19 protein-coding genes are annotated in these 20,638 nt (G+C 65.7%); 14 read left to right on the forward strand and 5 right to left on the reverse strand.

Annotated features, from left to right (window positions below; all coding sequences use genetic code 11):
• Nucleotides 1-211 precede the first annotated feature (211 nt).
• Nucleotides 212-781, forward strand: a complete 570-nt coding sequence (locus ACFFXY_RS10175) for a S1 RNA-binding domain-containing protein (protein WP_382349257.1) — start codon at nt 212-214, stop codon at nt 779-781.
• On the opposite strand, the gene ACFFXY_RS10180 is transcribed toward ACFFXY_RS10175, so the two are convergent.
• Nucleotides 778-1,583 (reverse strand): IS5 family transposase gene (locus tag ACFFXY_RS10180; RefSeq protein WP_382349260.1). Its coding sequence is split into 2 segments (ribosomal slippage): nt 778-1,244 and nt 1,244-1,583, totalling 807 coding nucleotides; the frame shifts between segments, so codons are not numbered across the junction. The two genes, ACFFXY_RS10175 and ACFFXY_RS10180, sit on opposite strands and share 4 nt — an antisense overlap.
• Before the next feature lie 697 nt (nt 1,584-2,280).
• On the opposite strand from ACFFXY_RS10180, the gene ACFFXY_RS10185 reads away from it, so the two are divergent.
• Nucleotides 2,281-2,634: a hypothetical protein gene (locus tag ACFFXY_RS10185; RefSeq protein WP_382349263.1), complete on the forward strand. Its 354-nt coding sequence runs from the start codon at nt 2,281-2,283 to the stop codon at nt 2,632-2,634.
• On the forward strand, nt 2,631-4,142 hold the full coding sequence (locus tag ACFFXY_RS10190) for a pentapeptide repeat-containing protein (RefSeq protein ID WP_382349266.1): 1,512 nt from the start codon (nt 2,631-2,633) through the stop codon (nt 4,140-4,142). Before ACFFXY_RS10185 ends, ACFFXY_RS10190 begins: the two co-directional genes overlap by 4 nt.
• 85 nt (nt 4,143-4,227) lie before the next feature.
• Here the strand turns inward: ACFFXY_RS10190 and ACFFXY_RS10195 are convergent, their stop codons facing one another.
• On the reverse strand, nt 4,228-5,199 hold the full coding sequence (locus ACFFXY_RS10195; protein WP_382349269.1) for a hypothetical protein: 972 nt from the start codon (nt 5,197-5,199) through the stop codon (nt 4,228-4,230).
• Between the two features lie 452 nt (nt 5,200-5,651).
• Here ACFFXY_RS10195 and ACFFXY_RS10200 point away from each other — a divergent pair, with 452 nt between their 5' ends.
• From ACFFXY_RS10200 to ACFFXY_RS10210, 3 genes are all read left to right on the forward strand, one after another.
• A complete protein-coding gene (locus ACFFXY_RS10200; protein WP_382349272.1) occupies nt 5,652-6,230 on the forward strand; it encodes a site-specific integrase in 579 nt (192 codons plus the stop codon).
• 1,062 nt (nt 6,231-7,292) lie between these two features.
• Nucleotides 7,293-7,619, forward strand: coding sequence for a PadR family transcriptional regulator (locus ACFFXY_RS10205; protein WP_382349275.1), 327 nt, complete (start codon nt 7,293-7,295; stop codon nt 7,617-7,619).
• On the forward strand, nt 7,619-8,308 hold the full coding sequence (locus tag ACFFXY_RS10210; protein ID WP_382349278.1) for a hypothetical protein: 690 nt from the start codon (nt 7,619-7,621) through the stop codon (nt 8,306-8,308). The genes ACFFXY_RS10205 and ACFFXY_RS10210 overlap by 1 nt, the downstream gene beginning before the upstream one ends.
• A 1,323-nt stretch (nt 8,309-9,631) precedes the next feature.
• On the opposite strand, the gene ACFFXY_RS10215 is transcribed toward ACFFXY_RS10210, so the two are convergent.
• Complete coding sequence (locus ACFFXY_RS10215; protein WP_382349281.1) at nt 9,632-10,282, reverse strand: transposase; 651 nt, start codon at nt 10,280-10,282, stop codon at nt 9,632-9,634.
• Between the two features lie 366 nt (nt 10,283-10,648).
• Nucleotides 10,649-11,479, reverse strand: a complete 831-nt coding sequence (locus ACFFXY_RS10220) for an oxidoreductase (RefSeq protein WP_382349284.1) — start codon at nt 11,477-11,479, stop codon at nt 10,649-10,651.
• Nucleotides 11,480-11,573: 94 nt separating this feature from the next.
• Between ACFFXY_RS10220 and ACFFXY_RS10225 the strand changes: the two genes are divergently transcribed.
• Nucleotides 11,574-12,167, forward strand: coding sequence for a TetR/AcrR family transcriptional regulator (locus ACFFXY_RS10225; RefSeq protein WP_382349287.1), 594 nt, complete (start codon nt 11,574-11,576; stop codon nt 12,165-12,167).
• 78 nt (nt 12,168-12,245) lie between these two features.
• On the opposite strand, the gene ACFFXY_RS10230 is transcribed toward ACFFXY_RS10225, so the two are convergent.
• Nucleotides 12,246-13,241 (reverse strand): LacI family DNA-binding transcriptional regulator, encoded by a 996-nt coding sequence (locus tag ACFFXY_RS10230; protein WP_382349290.1) that lies wholly within the window; start codon nt 13,239-13,241, stop codon nt 12,246-12,248.
• A gap of 114 nt (nt 13,242-13,355) precedes the next feature.
• Here ACFFXY_RS10230 and ACFFXY_RS10235 point away from each other — a divergent pair, with 114 nt between their 5' ends.
• The 7 genes from ACFFXY_RS10235 (at nt 13,356) to ACFFXY_RS10265 (ending at nt 20,597) form a co-directional block, all read left to right on the forward strand.
• The gene (locus ACFFXY_RS10235) at nt 13,356-14,486 is read left to right on the forward strand and encodes a Gfo/Idh/MocA family protein (RefSeq protein WP_382349293.1); all 1,131 of its coding nucleotides are present in this window, start codon (nt 13,356-13,358) and stop codon (nt 14,484-14,486) included.
• Entirely contained in the window at nt 14,483-15,193 is a 711-nt protein-coding gene (locus ACFFXY_RS10240; RefSeq protein WP_382349296.1) for a cupin domain-containing protein, read from the forward strand. Before ACFFXY_RS10235 ends, ACFFXY_RS10240 begins: the two co-directional genes overlap by 4 nt.
• 12 nt (nt 15,194-15,205) lie before the next feature.
• Nucleotides 15,206-16,267 carry a Gfo/Idh/MocA family protein gene (locus tag ACFFXY_RS10245; protein ID WP_382349299.1) on the forward strand — a complete coding sequence of 354 codons (1,062 nt, stop codon included), beginning with the start codon at nt 15,206-15,208 and terminating at the stop codon, nt 16,265-16,267.
• A 40-nt stretch (nt 16,268-16,307) separates the two neighbouring features.
• The gene (locus ACFFXY_RS10250) at nt 16,308-17,318 is read left to right on the forward strand and encodes an ABC transporter permease (RefSeq protein WP_382349302.1); all 1,011 of its coding nucleotides are present in this window, start codon (nt 16,308-16,310) and stop codon (nt 17,316-17,318) included.
• On the forward strand, nt 17,312-18,244 hold the full coding sequence (locus tag ACFFXY_RS10255; RefSeq protein ID WP_382349305.1) for a carbohydrate ABC transporter permease: 933 nt from the start codon (nt 17,312-17,314) through the stop codon (nt 18,242-18,244). The genes ACFFXY_RS10250 and ACFFXY_RS10255 overlap by 7 nt, the downstream gene beginning before the upstream one ends.
• A gap of 63 nt (nt 18,245-18,307) precedes the next feature.
• Nucleotides 18,308-19,972: an ABC transporter substrate-binding protein gene (locus ACFFXY_RS10260; protein WP_382349307.1), complete on the forward strand. Its 1,665-nt coding sequence runs from the start codon at nt 18,308-18,310 to the stop codon at nt 19,970-19,972.
• Between the two features lie 67 nt (nt 19,973-20,039).
• Nucleotides 20,040-20,597, forward strand: coding sequence for a hypothetical protein (locus tag ACFFXY_RS10265; protein ID WP_382349310.1), 558 nt, complete (start codon nt 20,040-20,042; stop codon nt 20,595-20,597).
• The last annotated feature ends 41 nt before the right edge of the window (nt 20,598-20,638 follow it).

A 20,638-nucleotide genomic window follows, 5' to 3' on the forward strand; every position in this document is an offset into this window, starting at 1 on the left:
CAGGTCAGAGCCCGACTACCAATTGTCGGGGGAGTTGGGGGTCGCGGGCCGGTTTCGGGGCCGCGGGCGGGCCACGGGCCTGATAGGCGTTTGAGAAGGGCCGTGAGCTGGGCGTCCAGGTTCAAATAAGTACGACTTAGAGCTTGTCTTGGTTGGTGATGTTCGTAAGGCTGGCGGAGGTGCTGAGGCCCTCGGGTGAGATCCTCTGCCGGTGAGTGAATATGTCTGGCCTGACTTGGGCGGCAGTCGAGATCGTGCGGAGGCTGCTCAAGTGTGGTCTGAGACGCTTCGGGCGTTGCCGGTCGGGACGCCAGTTGCCGCTGAGGTCATTGGGCGCCAACCGTTCGGGGTATTCCTTCGCTTCGAGGATCACCCTGATGCGATCGGTCTCGCCGAGATCACCGCAATGCCGAACTGCGGCTGTTTGGAGCTACCCGATCTCGGCGTTCGCGTTACGGGTGTGGTCATCTGGCATGCAGAGCACAACTTCCAGGTCAAGGTGCGGCTCGATGCATGGACGCGACACCTCGACGACTGGTCCGAACAAGTCAATGCTCTCGGGCAGAACATTCTTGGAACGGTCACCAGGCCGACCCCCTTCGGTGTGTTCGTCCGCATCAGCGACTGCGTGGAAGGGCTGATTCCTGCTGCCGACCTGCCAGAACCCGATACCGATGCAAGAGAGGGGTTCCGCGAAGGCCAGCGGGTCTCAGTTCGCCTCGTTGAGATGGACCTGATTCAGCGTCGCGTGCGGCTGGCCCTTTCCGAGGAAGGCAGCTAGCAGCGGATCTTCTTGTAGCAGGTGAGGGCTGCTGCGAGGGCGAGGAATACGGCGAAGAGGTGGCCGTAGCGTTCGTATCGCAAGGTCAGGCGGCAGTAGCCGCCGAGCCAGGCGATGGTGCGCTCGATGACCCAGCGGTGGCGGCCGAGCCGGGCCGAGGACTCGATGCCGCGGCGAGCAATCCGGTCCCGAATTCGCCGCTCGCGTAGGGCGCGGTGGCAGTCGGGGATGTCGTAGGCCTTGTCGGCGTGGATCTTCGCAGGTTTCCGGCGGCGGGGGCCCCTCGGGGAGCGGATCCTCGGGATCCCCTGGATGAGCGGCTCGAACGCTTGCGAGTCGTGCATGTTCGCACCTGAGACCCCGAGTGCAAGCGGAAGCCCGTTCCGGTCGGACAGGACGTGGATCTTCGAGCCCGGCTTGCCGCGATCGACCGGGTTCGGCCCGGTCAGCGATCCCCCTTTTTGGCCCGCAGGCTCGCCCCATCGACGATCGCCCGCGACCAGTCAATTTGGCCAGCGGCGCCGAGCCGGTCGAGCACCGCGCGGTGGAGCTTCGCCCACAAGGCCGCGTCGGACCATTCGGCGAAGCGCCGATGCGCGGTCTGGTGCGAGACGCCGAAGACCGGCGGAAGGTGCCGCCATGCGCACCCGGTGGTCAGGACGAACACGATCGCGCAGAATACGGCCCGGTCATCGGCCCGGGCGATCCCGCCGCCCTGCGCGCGCTTCGGCGCGGCCGGGATCAACGGCTCAACAATCTCCCAGAGCCCCTCGGGCACAAGGTGTCTGGCGTACTCATCCACCCTTGATCAATATCAGATGCCTTGTACATCAACTGAGACAAGCTCTTAGAGCTCATGACGTCTCCGAGCTGTGGTCTTCGGCCCCTGCCTGTCTTTCTCGAAGGAGAACATGCCAACGCCTGGCACGAGGGGAGGAAGCCTGCTGGCCACCGGGTTCGCGCGGCGATATCGCGACCCAGATCGCGTGGAGATGCGCCTTCAGCAACGAACTCACTGCCAGCCCCCGCCTCATCCTATTGGCGGGCCTCTGGTGCCGGAAAAGCATCCGCGACGTCGCCGATTACGAGCAGCAGGCCGAGCGCAGCGTGTTCCTCGCCCAGGTTGTCACGGCTTGATATCCAGGCTGCAAGTGGCACTGGTTTGAACGACTGCCGGCCAGGGTTGCGAACCCGCTCTCCTGGCCGTGCTTCGGCACCATCTACTACATCTGCCGATTCGCCGCCCGCCGAGTATCACTCTGTCGAGTGAGATCGTGCCAATTTTGCCACTGCAGCAGCGATTTCACTGTCGGTGCGCGTCTTGGACTGGCCCGGGATTCGCCGACGCTGTACGGTGTCGACATGGCGGCGAGCGCGGCGGCCCGCGTGCGAGGCGGCCTGTGTTCACGCGGATCAGTCGTAGGTCGGACGAATCACGAGCTGTGCCACTACGGCACCTTCCTGGACAGTTGGCACGAATGGTGAGGCGAAACTGATTGATGGACTGGTTGACAGCTGGAGTCCTGGGTCTCGTCGGTGCGGCAACCTCCGAGCTCTTCCTGCTCGCAACCGTCCTTACCGCTAAGAAGAGCTGGCCGACGAACAAGAAGGAACGCCTCCCTTACCTTGCGGGTGTATTTACGAAAGTTGCGGCCTCGACGGTGTTCGTTGGGGCGGTCGGCTTCGCCCTCTCTGACGTGAGCGTTCCCCTGGTGGTGTACCTGGCTGCAGGAGTGACCGCCCCGGCGCTCCAGACCCGTCTGGCGATGATGGCCGGCGTGATGCTCTTCGGCGTCATCGAATCAAATCCTCAGGACGGCAAGCAGATCGAACCGGGGGAGGGAGGAGCATGATCGTCGGAACCGTTATTGCCGCAATCGCCCTCCTCTTCCCTTTGCTGGTCGCAGCCGTCGTATGGATCAGTGTGCGCACTGGCAACCAGGGCGCATATCGCATCCACTCTGCTGGCAAGCGGCTGCTGCTCTCGATGTCTGGATCGCTCGACACGGTCGCCTATTCGCCCCCGACTACGCGTTGGCGCACCACAGGAAACCCGTTCGGACGACTCCTCGCGACGGCGGCAAGCGAGACTCCGGTGCCCACCCGTGAAGCCGTCCCGCCGATCCCGACTCCTCCGCCGAGACTCGATCCCGAACCTTTCTCATTGGCGTCCAAGCGCTTCGAAGATCAAAGCACGCTTCCCTCATCACTGATGTCTGCTGAATCGGAGACGGAAGCGATCGCATACCTTGAGTCCATCGAAAGCCTGGCGGACCAAGATCTCGGATTCAGGCAGACTGCTGTGAATGTCATCTGTGACTTCCTGCGGCTCTCGAGCCAGCGGCCTCCCCGTGAGGCGAGCGGCCTGATCCATTTCGATCAACATGATCGGGGTGGCCGATCCGATAGTGTGTCCGCCGCCGCATTCGGGCAGAGGATCCTTGAGCACCACCTCTCGCCGCGTGCCCAGAGCTACTGGGGGCGAGTCGATCTCTGCCTCGACGGCGCGCACTTGGCGGACCTTCGACTCGAGACCGCTGTTCTCGGCAAGGTGAGCTTCGTGGGTACAAGATTCATTGGCAGCACCTCATTCGCCGGTGCAACATTCGAAGAGCCGGCGTTCTTCGATCGCGCATGGTTCAAATCGACGGCGAACTTTACAGGCATTCGCTTCCAGACTACGTCGCAATTCGGTGGAGCGAGGTTTGACGGCGACGTCCGTTTCGATGGCGCCAGGTTCGAAGGTCATGCCAACTTCAACGATGCCGAGTTCACGGGTGCAAGGTTCGATGGCGCCAGGTTCGGTGCAGCTGCTGAGTTCGTCAACGGAACCTTCAAAGGGGAGCTCCGATTCGATTCGGCCAGCTTCCTGGAGGCCGCAGCATTCGCCTCAGCCCAATTCCACGGCATAACACGATTCGACAGTGCCGACTTCAATGAGATCGCGATTTTCTCTTCGATTTCCGCTTCGGACTATGTGCGCTTCGATAGTGTTGCATTCGAAGACCGCGCGATATTTCGAGGAGCGAGATTCGAGTTCGTCGTTCGATTTGATGGCGCTAGGTTCGATCGCGATGCCGACTATTCGAAGGCGTTCTTCGGTGGTCCGGTACAGCTCACGCACCTGCAGGTGGTCGGCGACCTGAACTTCGCGGCAAGCCAGGCCGCAAGTTCCATCAACCTCGACGCCTCCAGGTTCAGCGGTCGTATCGATTTCGATCGCAGTGTCTTGGAGGAACCGCCGACCTTCGGTGCGGCAAGGGTGTTGAGTCCAATTGCCTACACCGGCCCAGTGTTGAACGGAACGTTCGAGGTCGATCCGGCCGGCCATGGGTGGTACAGGTTCGTGCCGGGACTCTGATGACGTAGCTGGAAGGCGAGTGCTGCCATTGCGGCACAAGCCACTTCACCTACTGCGATCGCACACGTCTCTCGTTGACGTGACTTCATTGATCTGTGCGGATCTTCGTGATCAAGAGATCGCCACCGCAACAGTAGATGCTGTAGTTCTCGAGGATCCTGTGATGGCGATTCTCGACCGTGATTGTCTTTCCGTTGATCGTGACCGTCTGGGTTCCTTCAATGCGAAGGCGTGATCTTCCCTTGCTGTTGGTGTCGTAAATGAATCGCCCGTCGGCTACGATGTCTTCATCGCCAGTGTATTTGTACTTGAATCGCTTGGCTCCGCGCTCGAATCTTCCGCCGGTTCCCTGTGGCAGCGCCCGGTTGTACTTTGGATGTTCGCGTATGACCGCTGCGCGTTCGGCGGCTTCGACTTGCCCACGGGAGTCGTGGTGCTCAGTGAGAATCTGAGAAACCTCGCTCCACCATGGCTTCTCGCGCTCATGGGCCGCTAGTCTCGAGGTGAGATTGCCGGTGATACCGACATAGAGGAGTTCACCTCGAGCGTTGAACATCCGGTAGAGCACTTGTGTTTGGGATTCGGAGCTCCGGCGAGCATACTGGCGCTTGGTTTGACGCCCTGATCGAAAACTCTCGGGGACGATCGCCGAGGTCGTATCCTCCTGAAAACAGCGCTCGCAGACCTCGTCGCCCGAGTGCAGATGACACATCTCGTCTGCGAACTCATCGACCACATGATCGAGAGCCCAAGGGCCAACGAAATCCGATGGTGGCGATGAGTTGATCGTGAGGGAAGCACCTGAAGGAGTCGTTGTAACGGCGAACGCTCCGAGAGCGACCAACTCATCATGCGCACGTTGAACTTCGTCGATGCTGCAGCCGAGAATTTCGGCGATGCGACGGGATGTCAGAGAGGCCTCGAACCAAAGAGATGCATGGCGGAGAGCGTGGAGGCGCGTGGCCGTCGCAGACGCGTTGAGCGCCACCCATTGAGGCACCTCGAATATAGGGGCAAATCTGCGTGCGGGGAACTGCGGGTACTCGTTCGGGCTCACGAGGGTGAAATTCCTTGGGTTGATTGAGAGGGCATGCCAGGCCTCTAAACCTGGACAGCGCCAACGTACCTGTGGGGTACGACAGCCGTCACGGCGCCTTCCAACGCTTTGGGCCCCAAGAGGAGCGCGGCCAGCGCAAGCCCGAAGGCAGTTCCTGCCGAACCGATGACTGTCCCCGGAGCGAGCGTACCCAGCTAAGGTCTCCGAACTGCCAAGTGGCCCAAGACATGATCAGAACCCATAGGGCTGCGACAACCACGGCAATGAGGAGACCGTGAACAAGGGACTTGGCATTGCGCTTGAGCCTTGGGCCCCATGAGTGCGTGCGCGCCTCGTCGTCGATGGTGCGGAAGGTCCATGGTGTCGTTGGCGCCACTTGCGCGATGCTGTACCGGTGGGGTTGGCTGGCAGCCGATCCGGCCAAGCGCATCCAGGCGCCTAAGGTGCCGCGTATGGAGCCCAAGGCCCCGACGCCTGTCCAGGTGGCCGCGCTGGTCACTGCCGCGTTCGCGAAGGGTGCCGACTGGGGCACCGTCTGGCTGCTGCTGGTTACCGGCGCTCGGCGAGCCGAGATCGCCCGGTGCCAGATGAAGCACGTGGGCTTCGAGCGGAGCCGGATCTTCATCGACCCCACCAAGGTCAGAGGCACCTCCTGGTGGCTCGCTCTCGATTCCGCGACGATGGAGCCGCTGGAGGCCTCCTCGCGCGACCGCATCGCCGACCGCCTTGGCACTTTGGGGCAGACGCCCACGGGGGAGGAGTACCTGTACTCCTACCAGCCCGACCATGCACTGCACGGTTCGCTCGGGTACCTCAGCAAGCGTCTGAAGTCCATGGGCCAGTCGATCGGCATCGACACCCACACGCATGCGCTGCGCCACTACGCCGCGACCGAGCTCATTGTGGGGTCGACATCGTCGCCGTCGCGCACCGCCTCGGCCACAAGCGTCCTTCGTCCACTTCCGATATCTATGCTGCCTGGAGGCCCGACGTCGATCGTCGTGCCGCTGCCCTGCTCACCAGCGGCCTGACGCCTCCGGCCGACCTGCTGTCGGGCAGACCCGCCCGCGACCGTTCCGCCGAACAACCCCGCCGCACCCCCCGCGAACTTAATCAGCGCATCTGCGACATGCGCCGCCGCACCGGATGGGGCCCCAGGCGCATCAAGAACCACCTCGCCGTCGAACAAGTCGCGATCGCCCCCTCCACCGTCGGGGAAGTCCTAAGACGCCACGGCAGAGCTCAAGGGGATCAGGGAAGAACTGAAAAGACACAGGCCGGAAGCCGAAGTCCGGACACGACGCATTGCCGAGCCATATGAAGTACTCGGTGGAGCAGAAGCTGAACCGGAAGGAACTGGGCAAGTGCCACAACAGACCGCCTGAGTGGGGAAGTGGCTGGCCCGTGGTTAGGGACCAATCGATGGCCTTCAAGTTGGCTAGGGTGGAGCCGTGGATCAGCATGAGCAGCAACGCCACGCATTGTCGTTCGCCGGGGCCGCAACGACGACCCACTGCAGGGTCGCCTCGCTGATACGGGCAACCTTCACCGCGTGATCGGGTCGGTATTGGCGTCTGGAATGGACCGGATGATACTCGTACGCGGCTGACCTCGCCGCCATGCTGACCGACCCCATCTCGGTGTCGCCGGAACTAGGGCGGACGGAACGGCGCGGCCACGAAGCCTGCGACGTTGTCCTCCGCGGCGCGGTCCTTCAACTGCGGCCGATCAAGCACACCGTCGGCCCGACGTTGCCGAGCTGGCTAGCTCAAGCGAGGCGGTAACGGCCTGATGGGGGAGGGACAACGGGCCAGCGCGCGTCAAGATGGCGGACACCGACCGGACGCTCATCCCCAGTTGCGTTCGGTGAAGGCGATCGCCGACCACGTCGCATCAATTGTCCTCATCGGGTTCGGCAGCGCTGACTGATCGGAGCGCCGCTTCGATGACGCGGTTGAGATCGCTCCGTCCAAACCGGGCGCACAAGGCCAACATCTAGGACCCGGGGAGCGGGCGGCTGTCCGACACAATATCGTTCTCGATATAGGGGTCGTTCAGGCCCTTCGCGCCCAGACCGTAAGGAGCCCGCGCCAGTGGCACCCAGCCGCATCCGACTGACCACTACCACCCGCCTCGTTCTCGACGCGCTTCTCGACGCCGACCCCGGCGACCCTCCATGGGGATACCGCCTCTGCGAGATCACAGGACTCGGCCCCGGCACCGTCTACCCGATTCTTGAACGCCTCGAGACCGCTGGATGGGTCGCCGGCACCTGGGAGCACCCGAAACCTGATGACCGCCCCGCCCGACGCACATACACGGTGACCGGCACTGGCCGACTGGCGTATGCCGAAGCCAAGGCGGCGAAGGCGCATCGGCAAACGGCTCGATTTGCCCTCCGTCCCCGCATGGAGGCGTAGTGCTCCCCGAGTTCGACCTCGTGGCAGCCGCGATGACGATCGAAGCTGCCGCGCTCCCAGGGATCTTCCTCTGGAGGATCGTGATCATCTGGCGCGACCTTGACGGACGCCGGCTCCTTAAACGCCAGCATTTCGATCCTGACAGGCACTTTGCAATCTCCTTCTACGTCACGCCCACCAAGATCGGCGACCGATTTGGCTTTCGCGGTGACATCGTGTGGTACCTGTACCGAAGCCCGGACGACGAGATCGACCTCGACAAGATCCTCGCCAACTGGACGGACCCCGCCTTCCTGCGACGGACCGCAGCACACCAGATCGCCGCGCTGGCCATCGTCATTGCCGGCCGCGAACGCGCTGCCGAATGGCAAGCCGACCAGTTCACCGACCCCGGGAACGTGCGCTACTCCGCCGGCCTGGTGATCGCCGCCGCCAAGATCAGAGGAGCACAAGCGCTCGCGCACCTCGTCAAGCTCCTGTGCTGGGCGCTGCGCTCGGACTGGCGCACATGGACGCCGCTGACGGTTCTCCTTGCCGCGGCGGCCATTGAAACTGCGAGAACCGCCGGGCCCGGCGCCGGCATCCCGCTCGTTGCCACGTCGACGCCCACACTCGCGCTGGCAGTCCGGCAACTCCGCCGCCGTATGGAAGCGGTCGTGCGCCGCATGGACCAGGCCCGTCAACGCTGAGCCTAGTCTAGGCGCGCCGGAACCAGGTCCGACCAGGATCCAGGACACGAGGACTGGCAGGGCAACCCCGCCGTCCCTCGTGTCACGCGTCGGCCGTGCACACCAGACGATCGAGCGATGGACTTCGCCCTCGGTCCTTTCGGGACAGGGCCCTTCCCTGAACATCATCGTCTTCGCCGGTGCCGTCGCCGAGGTTCTCGAGCGCGGTTGCCATCGGACGGGGCACACCAACTCGAAGTGCGGACGGAGTTCCTTACTGACCATGACATCGAAGAACGCATGCAGCGCATGTAGATTTGCCGGGATCTGTCAGAAGCGTGCATCCAGCAGACTCCCGCTCCTGCGGGTAACGAGATGGTGCACGGCGAGTTACCGGATGGTAACCAGAGGACTCTTGAGTGGCGAATCAAGTGCGTTCGCGGGCACTGGCTCCGGCTCTTGGGGCAGGGCATTCCGTCACCATGCGGATCGATCCGGCACTGGCGTTCTTGTCCACTGCCTTGATCTCGAGGCTGGCTAGGACTGCTAGATGGAGGCTGTTTTCGCCTCGGCTTCTTTGCGACGAGATGCCTGCCCGCGGACCAGCTGCGACGCGCCAGTGCGGCGGGTAGGAGACAACGTCGCGGAATTGAGGTGTCTCGACGGCGTCGGCTCAACCCAAGGTACGCAGCATCACAGCCGCTCCGCGGTCATGGTCAATGAATCCATAATGGATCCAATGACCATGATTCTGACCATGAACACGCCGGGACTGGTTGACATACTGCCTGTTCAGGCGGTGCCGGGTTGGACGATCGTTCGACGTATTGCTGCTGGTACAAGCGTTCGAATGGGCTGGGGGTCAAGGGGTCGCAGGTTCAAGTCCTGTCGGCCCGACAACGTAGTTAGATATATGAATATGATTCAAGTTTGGGCAGTCGGTAATCGGCTGCCCAAACTTGCTGTTCAGGGGCTGGTAATCGGCCTCCCACGTCTGCTGGTGTGCAGTAGTCGATTACCTGATGTTCTTGCCTTGTAACTGCGCACCATGTCCTGGTTCGCCGAGACCTGCAGATCCGGAACTCCGCTGCGAACGTGCTGGGGAGGATGGTGCCCGCGCCAGATCCCTCGAGCCCGGGCGTACAGGAGCTGGGTTATTGCGGCCATGTGGGCTGGAGCTCTAGGACGATACGTCGCCGTACGACGTCGCAGGCGATGTCCGGAACCAGACCCTGGAGGCCGTCGGGGGGCGGTCTTCGATGCAGACGAGTATGCCGATCGGTGCGACCTTGGTGACCGGTCCGGTGACGACTGCGCATGCCCGAACCGATCCGGCGCGAGTCGTCACCTGGTCCCGACCGGGACCAACCTCGCCTGTCCCGCCCGGACCTCGTGCTCAAGCGATCCGGTCCGAGTGCCGACTGCTTGAAGCAGACCGAGCAGGTCCGCAATCAGCGTTTCGAAGCGCCACGACCCGAACGTGCCGTCGGGGAGGGTGACGGAATCGGAAGGTATTCGGTGACCGCCTAGTGCTGCAGTGAGGGTGACCGCGCCGTCCTGGTGCACGCTCGCTCGCGCCAGATAGTCGGGGCCAGCCGACGGGAGGGCGCATCCCAGCGGCGCAACCCCGGCCGGATCGAGCTGACGCCCACCGACGCGAGCTGGTGAGCGCGGCAGGTCGTGGTTCGAGTCGGTCATGACCGCGACCGGGGTGTCGCCGGGCGGGTGCTGCCCGGCCGTGATCAGGCGCTCGACCATGGCGCGCAGTTGGGCCGTCGTGGTCTCAGCAGGATCGTCATCCTGGCCGATCCTGGCCGATCCTGGCCGGTCCTGGCCGGTCCTGGCCGGTCCTGGCCGGTCCTGGCCGATCCGGGTCGCATCCAGGATCTGGGTCCACGAGGACGCGCCGGGTTCGAGGGCGGCGGCGAAGGAGTGGGCCCACCCGGGCGCCATCTGGTCCTGGCCGCGGCCGTGACCGGTGACCTGGCAGTACAAGCGCCAAGGGGAGCAGTTCGCGTCCGGGCGCACGGATGCGGTCGGTGTCGATCCAGCCCGCGGCCAGAGCGTCGTAGAGCGCGTCGTGCCCGCGAGCGAACACCTCGGACAGCGACGGGCCTGGCAGCGAGACCACCGGCCCAGAGCAGCGCAGCACAGCGTCGGCCAGCTCGAACAGCGCGTCCGAGCGCGCTCAGGCACCGGTAGAAGGCGGCCCGGAAGACCCGTAGCGCCCCGGGTTCCGCTTCCGCGCCGGGTTCAGAGGGACTAGACAAGCGAAGCCTTGCTGTTCGTGACTCATTGTGTTGCAACAAGAAGCATCAAGCAGGGCTTCGCTGGCGCACTCCTTTTGAGCCTGGTTGGTGGTTAGTTGTGGATGCCGGTGGCGCGTTTGATGAGGGCGTCGAAGGCGCGGTCGGTGAGGATCTTGCGGACGGCGATGAGGGGTTTGGCGCCGAAGCCGGTGGCGTAGCGGGTCTTGGGTTTGCGGGCGGTGACGGCTTTGGCGATGGCGTCGGCGATGATGCTCGGCGGCGAGTTGCGGCGGGCGTTGGCCTCTGAGGAGAGCGAGTCGGCCACGGCGGCGGCCTGGGCGGCGTAGGGGCCGGTGCCGGAGGTCTGGCGGAGCCGGCCGGCGGCGATGGCGCCCCATTCGGTCTTGATGCCGCCCGGTTCGATGACGACGACGTCGATGCCGAAGGGCCGCACCTCCAGGCGCAGGCAGTCGCTGAGGGCTTCGAGCGCGAACTTGGTGCCGTGGTACCAGCCGCCGAGCGGGGTGTGGATCTTCCCGCCCATGGAGGTGATGTTCACGATCGTGCCGCTGCGCTGAGATCGCATGTGCGGCAGGGCGAGTTGGGCCAGGCGCATGGCCCCGAAGACGTTGACGTCGAACTGGCGGCGGGCCTCCTCTTCGGGCACGTCCTCGATTGCGCCGTAGGAGCCGTACCCGGCATTGTTGACCAGGACGTCGATCCGTCCGGTCTCCTCGACCAGGGGCTTGACGCCCGCTTGGAGGGACGCGTCGTCGGTGACGTCCATGGCGAGGGGGCGCACGCCGCGGTCGGCGAGATCCTGGAGGCGGTCGGTGCGGCGGGCGGCCCCGTAGACGGTGTATCCCAGCTCAGCGAGTTTCAGGGCTGTGGCCTCGCCGATGCCTGAGGAGGCCCCGGTGACCAGGGCGGTCTTGGTGTTCATGATGCTATCCTCACGTAAGATGAACGACGGTTCTCATTTATAATGAACCGGCGTTCACTTTTCTGCAAGTCGAATCGCCGAACGCAGGTATGCCATGGCTCATACTCCCTCCAACCGGGCCGACGCGGTCCGCAACCGCAAGAGGATCCTCGCCGCCGCGCGCGAGCAGATCGCCCTCCACGGGCCCGACGTCGGCATGGACGAGATCGCCGCGGCCGCGAACGTCGCCGTCGGCACGCTGTACCGCCACTTCCCGGGCAAGGCCGAACTGGTCGCCGGGATCCTCGTCGAGTACGTCGCCCAGATCGCCGCCGACGCCGAGGCCGCGTGCGCCCGGGTCGAGGAGGGCGCACGCGCGGTCGAGGAGATCACCGCGTTCCTCGACCGCGCCCTCGACGCCACGGTCAACAACCAGGCCGCGAAAGCCGCCGCCGCCGCGCTCGGCGCCGACCGCCACGACCCCGAGGCCGAGGACCGCGCCGGCACCGCCCTCGCCGCGCTCATCGAGACCGCCAAAGCCGACGGCGACCTCGAACCCGACATCACCGTCGCCGACTTCTATCTCATGTTCTCGGCCCTCCCCGCCGACCAGACCCCCGAGGCCAGACACCGCTGGCGCACCCTCATCCTCCGCGCCATCACCACACACAACTCCACACCAGAACAGGCCCGAACGCCCGGCCAATAACGCCGCATCGAGCCCAAGAGCTTCGATGCATGATCCCGCGCGGCGACCCACCACCTCGGGACAGACCGAGGAGGCGACTCAGCGCACCAAGGGCGGGGCGACCGATTCGCGCCATATGACTTGCTGCAAGTTGGTCTCGCGCTCGGGCGCCTCTTCGCCTCGCACGGCGGCGACGAGTCGGCGCATCGAGTAGGCGCCGAGTCGGTGACGGTCCTGGAACACGGTCGTGAGGGAGGGAATGAAGTGAGCGCTCAGAACGGCATCGTCCCAGCCTGTCACGCTCACGTCTCCGGGAACCGACCATCCGCGCTGGACTGATCCGCGCACCGCGCCCGCCGCAATGACGTCGTTCGCGGCGATGATCGCCAGCGGGGGAGCACCGTCTGGCAGCGCGAGCACGCACTCTTTGGCGGTAATGCCGCTCCACAGGCCGCCCACCACGCCGAGGGACTCCAGCCCCAGCCGGTCGACGGTCGCGAGGTAGGCGTCGCGGCGCGCGACGGCTGAGGGGTAGTCGGACGGGCCCGCGATGTGCAGGAACCGCCGGTGCCCGAGCTCGACGAGGTGTTCCATCATCTCCACCACCGGCTGCGCGTCGCTGAACGCGCCCGTCGCGTGCATCTCCGCGTCGAACTCGGAGAGCGCGAGAAACGGGGTGGCCGATCCGTCGGCCGAATCCCGTGGCACCGGTGCCGAGGAGAAGGAGAGCACGCCCTCGTACTCGTCCGAATCGAGGAGCGCGTTGATCTCATGCGCATGCTTCTCGTTCTCCTGCGGGAGGCTGAAGACCTCGACCGCATAACCGGCTTCGCGGGCGGTGGTGAACGCTCCTTCGAGGATGGGCACGAAATTCAACCCGGCGAGGGGGATGACGACCGCCAACCGGCCCGTCCGGCGCGTGCGCATCGAGCGGGCGGCGAGGTTGGGGCGGTAGTTGATCTCGGCGGCGGCCTGGAGGACCCGCTCCCGGGTCGCGGCCGAGATGCCGCTGCGCCCGGTGAACACCAGTGAGACGGTTGACTGCGAGACCCCCGCGAGCCGTGCGACGTCGTGGCTGGTCGGTCGTTTCCCCATACCTTGCATCCTCCATCGTGAGAAGCCCGCTCGAAGATCTTGACCTGGCGAGTGTCGTGTGCTCATACTACCTACTACGTTCTAGTAATACGTAGTAGAAAGTCGTGGGGAAGCATGCTCAGGGTTGGAATCATCGGCACCGGCGGGATCGCGGGGGCGCACGTCGGCGGGTACCGCGAATTCCCGGAGGAGTGCGCGATCGTCGCGCTCGCCGACGCGGTGCCGGGCAAGGCGGCCGAGAAGGCCGCGGAGTTCGGCCTGGCGGACGCGACGGGGTACGACGACCCGCTGGAGATGATCGCCGAGGCGCGCCTCGACCTCGTGAGCATCGCGACGCCGCCGTCCACGCACGCGGCGCTGACAGTGGCCGCGCTCGACGCGGGCGTGAACGTCCTGGTGGAGAAGCCGATGGCGCCGTCGCTTGAGGAGTGCGACGCGATGCTCGCCGCGCAGGAGCGCTCGGGGAAGCTGCTCTCGGTGGTGGCGCAGAACCGCTTCCGCGACGACCTCGCCACACTCAAGGACGTCCTCGACTCGGGGCTCCTCGGCTCCGTCTCGCACGTGCGGGTGGACTCGGCCTGGTGGCGCGGCCTGCCGTACTACGACCTGTGGTGGCGCGGCACGTGGGAGAAGGAGGGCGGCGGCTGCACGCTCAACCACGCCATCCACCACATCGACCTGCTGCTGTGGATGCTGGGACGCCCCACCGAGATCACCGCGATGCTCGCGAACGCGCAGCACGGCAACAGCGAGGTCGAGGACCTCTCGGTGGCGGTGCTCCGGTTCGAGCAGGGGCTCGCGCAGCTGACGAGCTCGGTCGTGCACCACGGCGAGGAGCAGGAGATCGTCGTGCAGGGCGAGAAGGCCCGGGTGTCCCAGCCGTGGAAGGTGATCGCGGAGCGGACCAACGCGGTCGGCTTCCCCGACCGGGGCGGCGATCCCGAGCTGGTCGCGGCGATCGAGGCGGTGGCCGCGGGCCGCGAGCCGCTGCGCCACACCGGGCACGCGGGCCAGATCGGCGACCTCCTTGCCGCGATCCGCGAGGGGCGCAGGCCGATCGCGGACGGGCGGGACGGCCGGGCGGCGATCGAGGTCGTCACCGCGATCTACAAGGCGGGCATCGAGCGGGCGTTCGTGGCCCTGCCGCTCCAGGCCGACGACCCCTACTACCGGTCCGGCCGGCTCGTGGAGCGCGCCCCGCGCTACCACGAGAAGCAGCGCTCGCTCGCCGAGGCGGCGTCATGACCTTCACCTTCCCCGGCGGGACGTCGCTGTCGCACTTGGACGTGTACGAGGACGCGGCGCCTGACGGCGTGTGCGGCGGCAGCCCCCACATGCACCTGGTCTCGACGGAGGCGTACATCGTCGTCGAGGGCCGAGGAGCGCTCCAGGCGATCGACAGCGCGGGCTTCCACGAGACCGAACTCCGTGCGGGATCGGTCGTGTGGTTCACGCCCGGCACGATCCACCGCGCCGTGAACCGCGGTGGTCTCAAAGTCGTCGTGCTGATGAGCAATGCCGGCCTGCCCGAGGCCGGCGACGCGGTCATGACGTTCCCCTCCGAGACCCTCGCCGATCCCGCCGCCTACGACGAAGCGGCCTCGATCGGCGACTCGTACAACCGAAGTGCGCGCGTAGCGAGGCGCCGGGATCTCGCAGTGACCGGATTCGAGGCGCTGCGCGACGCGGTCATCGAAGGCGACCCAGGACCGCTTGAGGACTTCCACGCCGCGGCCGGCGCGCTCGTCCTCGCCCGCGCCGAGTACTGGGGACCGCTCGTGCGTGAAAAACCGCTCGCGCAGGCCGAGCGATCACTGGCCTTGACCAGGGCTGTCGCCCGAGGCGACCTCGCCCACCTCGGCGAAGCCCAAGTCCACCAGGCGATCCCCTCCGAAGGCGAACGTGCCTTCGGCATGTGCGGCCGCCTGCGCACCTACGACGTCAACGATTAAGGAGCAGTTCCAATGACCCACCCGTACACCTTCGACCCCCTCCCGCAGCCCGTCGTCGGGCCCGGCGAGTTCGCGTTCGCGGCCGTCGGCCTCGACCACGGCCACATCTTCGGCATGACCGAGGGCCTCATCGGCGCGGGCGCGACCGTGACGATGGTCTACGACAGCGACCCGGAGAAGGCCGCCGCGTTCGCGGAGCGCTACCCGACCGCGCGTGTCGCGTCGTCAGAGCAGGAGGTGCTCGACGACCCCGACGTGCGCCTCGTCGCGACGGCGGCGATCCCCTCCGAGCGGGCCCCGATCGGCCTGCGCGCCATCGAGGCCGGCAAGGACGCGTTCGCCGACAAGGCGCCGATGACCACGTTGGAGCAGCTCAAGGCCGTCCGCGAGGCGACCGCGCGCACCGGCCGCAAGTACGCGGTCTACTACGGCGAGCGCATCCACAACGAGGCCGCGATCCTCGCCGGGCAGCTCATCGAGCGCGGAGCGATCGGCCGGGTCGTGCAGGTCGTGTGCTTCGGCCCGCACCGCATCGGCGGCGGGCGGCCGGACTGGTTCTACGACCCCGCGCAGTACGGCGGCATCCTCTGCGACATCGGCAGCCACAACTTCGAGCAGATGCTCTACTACACCGGCGCGGCCGACGGGCGCGTGTCGACGGCGACCGTGGCGAACTACACCCACCCGGAGACGCCCGGCCTCCAGGACTTCGGCGACGCCCATGTGGTGCTCGACAACGGCGCGACCGGGTACGTGCGCGTCGACTGGTTCACCCCCGACGGCCTCGGCGTCTTCGGCGACGGGCGCACCCTCCTGCTGGGCACCGACGGGTACATCGAGCTGCGCAAGTACACCGACATCGGCACCGACAACGGCGGCGGCCAGGTCTTCTTGGTGAACCAGGAGGGCCAGTACCGGTTCAATGCCAACGGCATGACCGGGTTCCCCTACTTCGGGCAGCTCATCCGCGACTGCATCGACCGCACCGAGACCGCGATGACCCAGGAACACGCGCTCAAGGCCGCCGAGCTCAGCCTGCGCGCGCAGGGCGACGCCACCGTCCTCGCCCCGTAACGGGGCGGGGGCAAATGACCACAACGGTGTGGAGTTCTCAATGACGCAACCAACCGACACACAGTTCCCCCCAGAAGACGACACTCGGACGCGCGCGGCCGCACGCGTGCGCCAGCGCCCCCTGGGGCAGCGACCGGTGCATCGCGCGACCTTGTCGTGGCGCCGTGCGATCGCCCGCGACTGGCGGCTGTACACGTTCCTGATCGTGCCGCTCGTGTTCCTGCTGGTGTTCAAGTACATTCCGATGCTCGGGAACATCATCGCGTTCAGGCGGTTCCGCCCCGGCGGGTCGATCTTCGGCGACGAATGGGTGGGCTTCTACTACTTCGAAGCGTTCATCACGAACCAGCAGTTCTGGAACGTCTTCTGGAACACGGTGATCCTCGGCGCCCTCACGCTCCTGGTCACCTTCCCGCTCCCGATCATCTTGGCGCTCATGCTCAACGAGCTGCGCTCGCGCCGCTTCAAGCGGATCGTGCAGACCATCTCGTACCTGCCGCACTTCATGTCGATCGTGATCGTCGCCGGTCTCGTACTGCAACTGACCGCGCTCAACGGCACGGTCAACCAGATCGCCGGGGTATTCGGCGCCGACCCGGTGCCGTTCATGCAGCGCCCCGAGTGGTTCCGCGCGATCTACGTGTCCTCGGAGGTCTGGCAGACCGTCGGGTGGGGGACCATCCTCTACCTAGCCGCGCTCACCACGATCGACGACCAGCTCTACGAGGCGGCGCGCGTCGACGGCGCCAGCCGCTGGAAGCAGACCTGGCACATCACGCTGCCCGGCATCCGCCCGATGATGATGGTGCTCCTGATCCTGAACATCGGCTCGTTCATGGCCGTGGGCTTCGAGAAGGTGCTGCTGCTGCAGAACCCGCTCATCTACTCGACGGGCGACGTCATCGCGACGTACCTCTACCGCGTCGGCATCCAGTCCGCCCAGTTCTCCTACGGCACGGCGATCGGGCTCTTCGAGGCCGTCATCGGCCTCGTGCTCGTGCTGTCCGCGAACACCTTGTCCCGTCGAATGGTTGGAACCTCGCTATGGTGACCGACAATCTGTCCCCGAAGCGAGACCTCGCCCATGTCCGCCGCGAGACCGGCGTCATCCGCGAGTCGCTCGGCTACCGCGTCTTTCGGATCGTCAACGTGGTCGCGCTGCTCCTGGTGTGCGCTGTGACGCTGTACCCGTTCGTGAACCTCGTCGCGAAGGCGTTCTCCTCAGAGGGGTACATCGCAGCAGGCGAGGTGAACCTCATCCCGCGCGGGTTCAACTTCGCGACCTTCCAGGTCGTCTTCGCCGACGAGATGTTCTGGACCAACTACGCGAACACCTTCCTGTACACCGCCGTGGGCACCGTCATCGCCATGGCGATCACCACGACCTACGCCTACGCGCTGAGCAAACCGCACCTGAAGGGCCGCACGTTCTTCGTCGGCATCGCCGTGTTCACGATGTTCTTCGGCGGCGGCCTCATCCCCAACTACATCCTCATCGCCTCCTACCTCGGGTGGCGCAACAGCATCCTGGCAATCGTCGTGCCCGGCGCGTTGAGCGTCTTCAACCTGCTGGTGATGAAGTCGTTCTTCGAGAACTTCCCGACCGAGCTCGAAGAGGCGGCGGCGATCGACGGGTTGACGACCTACGGCGTCTTCTTCCGCGTCGTCCTGCCGCTTTCCAAAGCAGTGCTCGCCACCATGACGCTGTTCTACGCGGTCGGGCTCTGGAACTCGTGGTTCAGCGCGTTCCTGTTCATGGACGACAAGTCGCTGTTCCCAGTGACCGTGTACCTGCGCAACCTCATCGCCGCGGCGACCGGGACGCCCGAGCTCACCGACGGCGGCGAGGCCGCGCAGGTCGCCTCCAACATCCAGGCGGTGACGATGCTCCTCACCGTCCTGCCGATCATCTGCCTCTACCCGTTCATCCAGCGCTACTTCGTCTCGGGCGTCATGCTCGGGTCGGTCAAGGGCTGAACGCCCGCACCTCTCATTTCCCATCCTCGTCGAACAACGACGTTCCCGAACAGGAGACAAGCAATGCCCATCACCCGCAGAGCCCTCGGCGCACTCGCCGGCATCGCCGCGTGCGATGTCGCCCTCTCCGGCTGCTCCGACGGCCCGAGCGACGACACGGCCGGCGACGTCACCATCGACGACGCCCACTCCGTCGGCGCCATGGACGACTTCGGCGTCGGCACCACCTTCAAGGCGACCGAGCCGGTGACCTTCTCGCTGATGTACCGCGATCACACGAACTACCCCGTTCAGGACGACTGGTCGGTGTTCCACCGGCTCGACGAGGACCACAACGTCACCTTCTCGCGCACCGACATCCCGATGGCCGACTTCGACCAGAAGAAATCCCTCCTCATCGGCAGCGGCGAGGCGACCGACATCATCTCGGTCACCTACGGAGGCACCGAAACGCAGTTCATCTCCGGCGGAGCGATCCTGCCGGTCTCGAACTACTTCCACTACATGCCGAACTTCCAGCAGAAGATCGCCGACTGGGGGCTCGAAGCCGACCTCCAGAACAAGCGCCAGGCCGACGGCCGGATCTACCACCTCCCCGGCGTCCGGGAAGCGCCCGACGTGCAGTACTCGGTCGTGATCCGCGAGGACCTCTGGGAGCGGGCCGGCGTCACCGAAGACCCCGCCACCTGGGAGGAGTTCCAGGAGCAGCTCCAGAAGGTGAAGGACGCGAACCCCGAGATCGACTACGCGATGTCCGACCGCTGGACCGACTCGATCACCCTCGGCTCGCTCCTGAGCGTGATGGCCACGAACTACGACACGATCGCCGGATGGGGCTACGCCAACACCTTCTACGACGAGGACGCCGGCGAGTACGTGTTCACCGGTGCCACCGAGGAGTACAAGGAAGTCGTCACCTACGCCGCCGGGCTCGTGGCCGCCGGGCTGCTCGACCCCGAGGTCACGCAGAGCGACGACCAGGCCATCCAGAAGTTCATCTCGGGCCGCTCGGCGACGATCTCGGGGAACACCCAGGCGCTCGCGGAGTACCGGACCAAGTTCGCCGACGCCGGCGCGGGCGAGGTCCCCATCAGGTTGATCTCGATCCCCGGCGGACCCGCCGGTTCGAAACTCCCGAGCGGACGCTTCACCTCCGGCCTGCTCATCAGCAGCAAGGCGGCCGAACAGCCTTACTTCAAGGCGCTCCTCCAGTTCGTCGACTGGCTCTACTACTCCGACGAGGGCATGGAGTTCGCCCAGTGGGGCGTCGAAGGCGAGACCTTCACCCGCGACGCCGACGGCACCCGCGTGCTCGACGAGGACATCGCGTGGAGCTCGATCAACGTGGGCGCACCGAAGCTCCTGAACGCCGACTACGGCTACAGCAACGGGGTCTTCTGCCTCGCGAACGGCTCCTCGAAGGACCTGGTCTTCTCGATGATGACCGACGAGATCGCCGACTGGACCCAGCGGCAGCTCGACGGCAAGGAGCAGATCCCGACCGCGCCCGCGCCCCTGCTGGACGAGATCGAACTTGAGCAGACCTCGCTGCTCCAGACCCAGCTCACCGATGCCGTCCAAGCCGCGACCGCAGGTTTCATCACGGGCCAGCGGTCCATCGAGGACGACTGGGACGCGTACGTGACCGAAGTCGAAGGACTCGGATCGAGCCAGCTGCTCGAGACGATCAACACGGCGCTTGAACGCGCGCGAAGCGAATCGGAGTGAGTCGGACGCGGTGGACCGGTCGCGTTCGCGCTGCCGGCTCATCGTCCCGAGCTGAAGGAGCATGACCATGAGCGTTCGTCACGGTCCGGACCACGGGGTTTCCGCAGACGAGATCGGCCGCGGCCCCCTTGCGCGCGGCGCCGCCCTCGTCTACCGGATGCTCGTGCTCGAAGCGCAGCTCTTGCTCGCGGCGAGTCCCACCGTCGTCGCGATCCTTCTGCTCGACCGCGACCCCTCGAATCTGCCGCTGTTCGTCCTGGCGCTGCTGCCGCTGCTCACCTTCAACCTCGTCCACCTCGACGCGGTCGACGGCGGAGCGGCGATGCGACCGGCCACGCTGATGCTCGCCGGACTCCTGGTCGCCTGGAGCGGCCACATGGTCGTCCTCACGGCCGGATTCCGGTTCCGCACCCGCGACGCCGCCCGCATCGCGCTCGCCGGGCTGCTCCCGCGGTGGTCCTTCACCTTGGGGGTGGTCGCGCTGACCGTCGTCGCGGCCTTCGTCGTCGTGGCCGCTTCGGAGGTCCTTTTCCTGCTCCTGCTATGGGCCTTCGTCGGCCTGTTCGCCCTCATGGCCCGCCCCGTATTCGACGACTCCCGGGCCCGGTTCACGGTTCCCGACTGACCCTGTCCGCGACCTCCGCGCAGGGACCCCTACCGAAAGCG

The organism is Glycomyces mayteni (assembly GCF_042428885.1).
Classification (GTDB): domain Bacteria; phylum Actinomycetota; class Actinomycetes; order Mycobacteriales; family Micromonosporaceae; genus Glycomyces; species Glycomyces mayteni.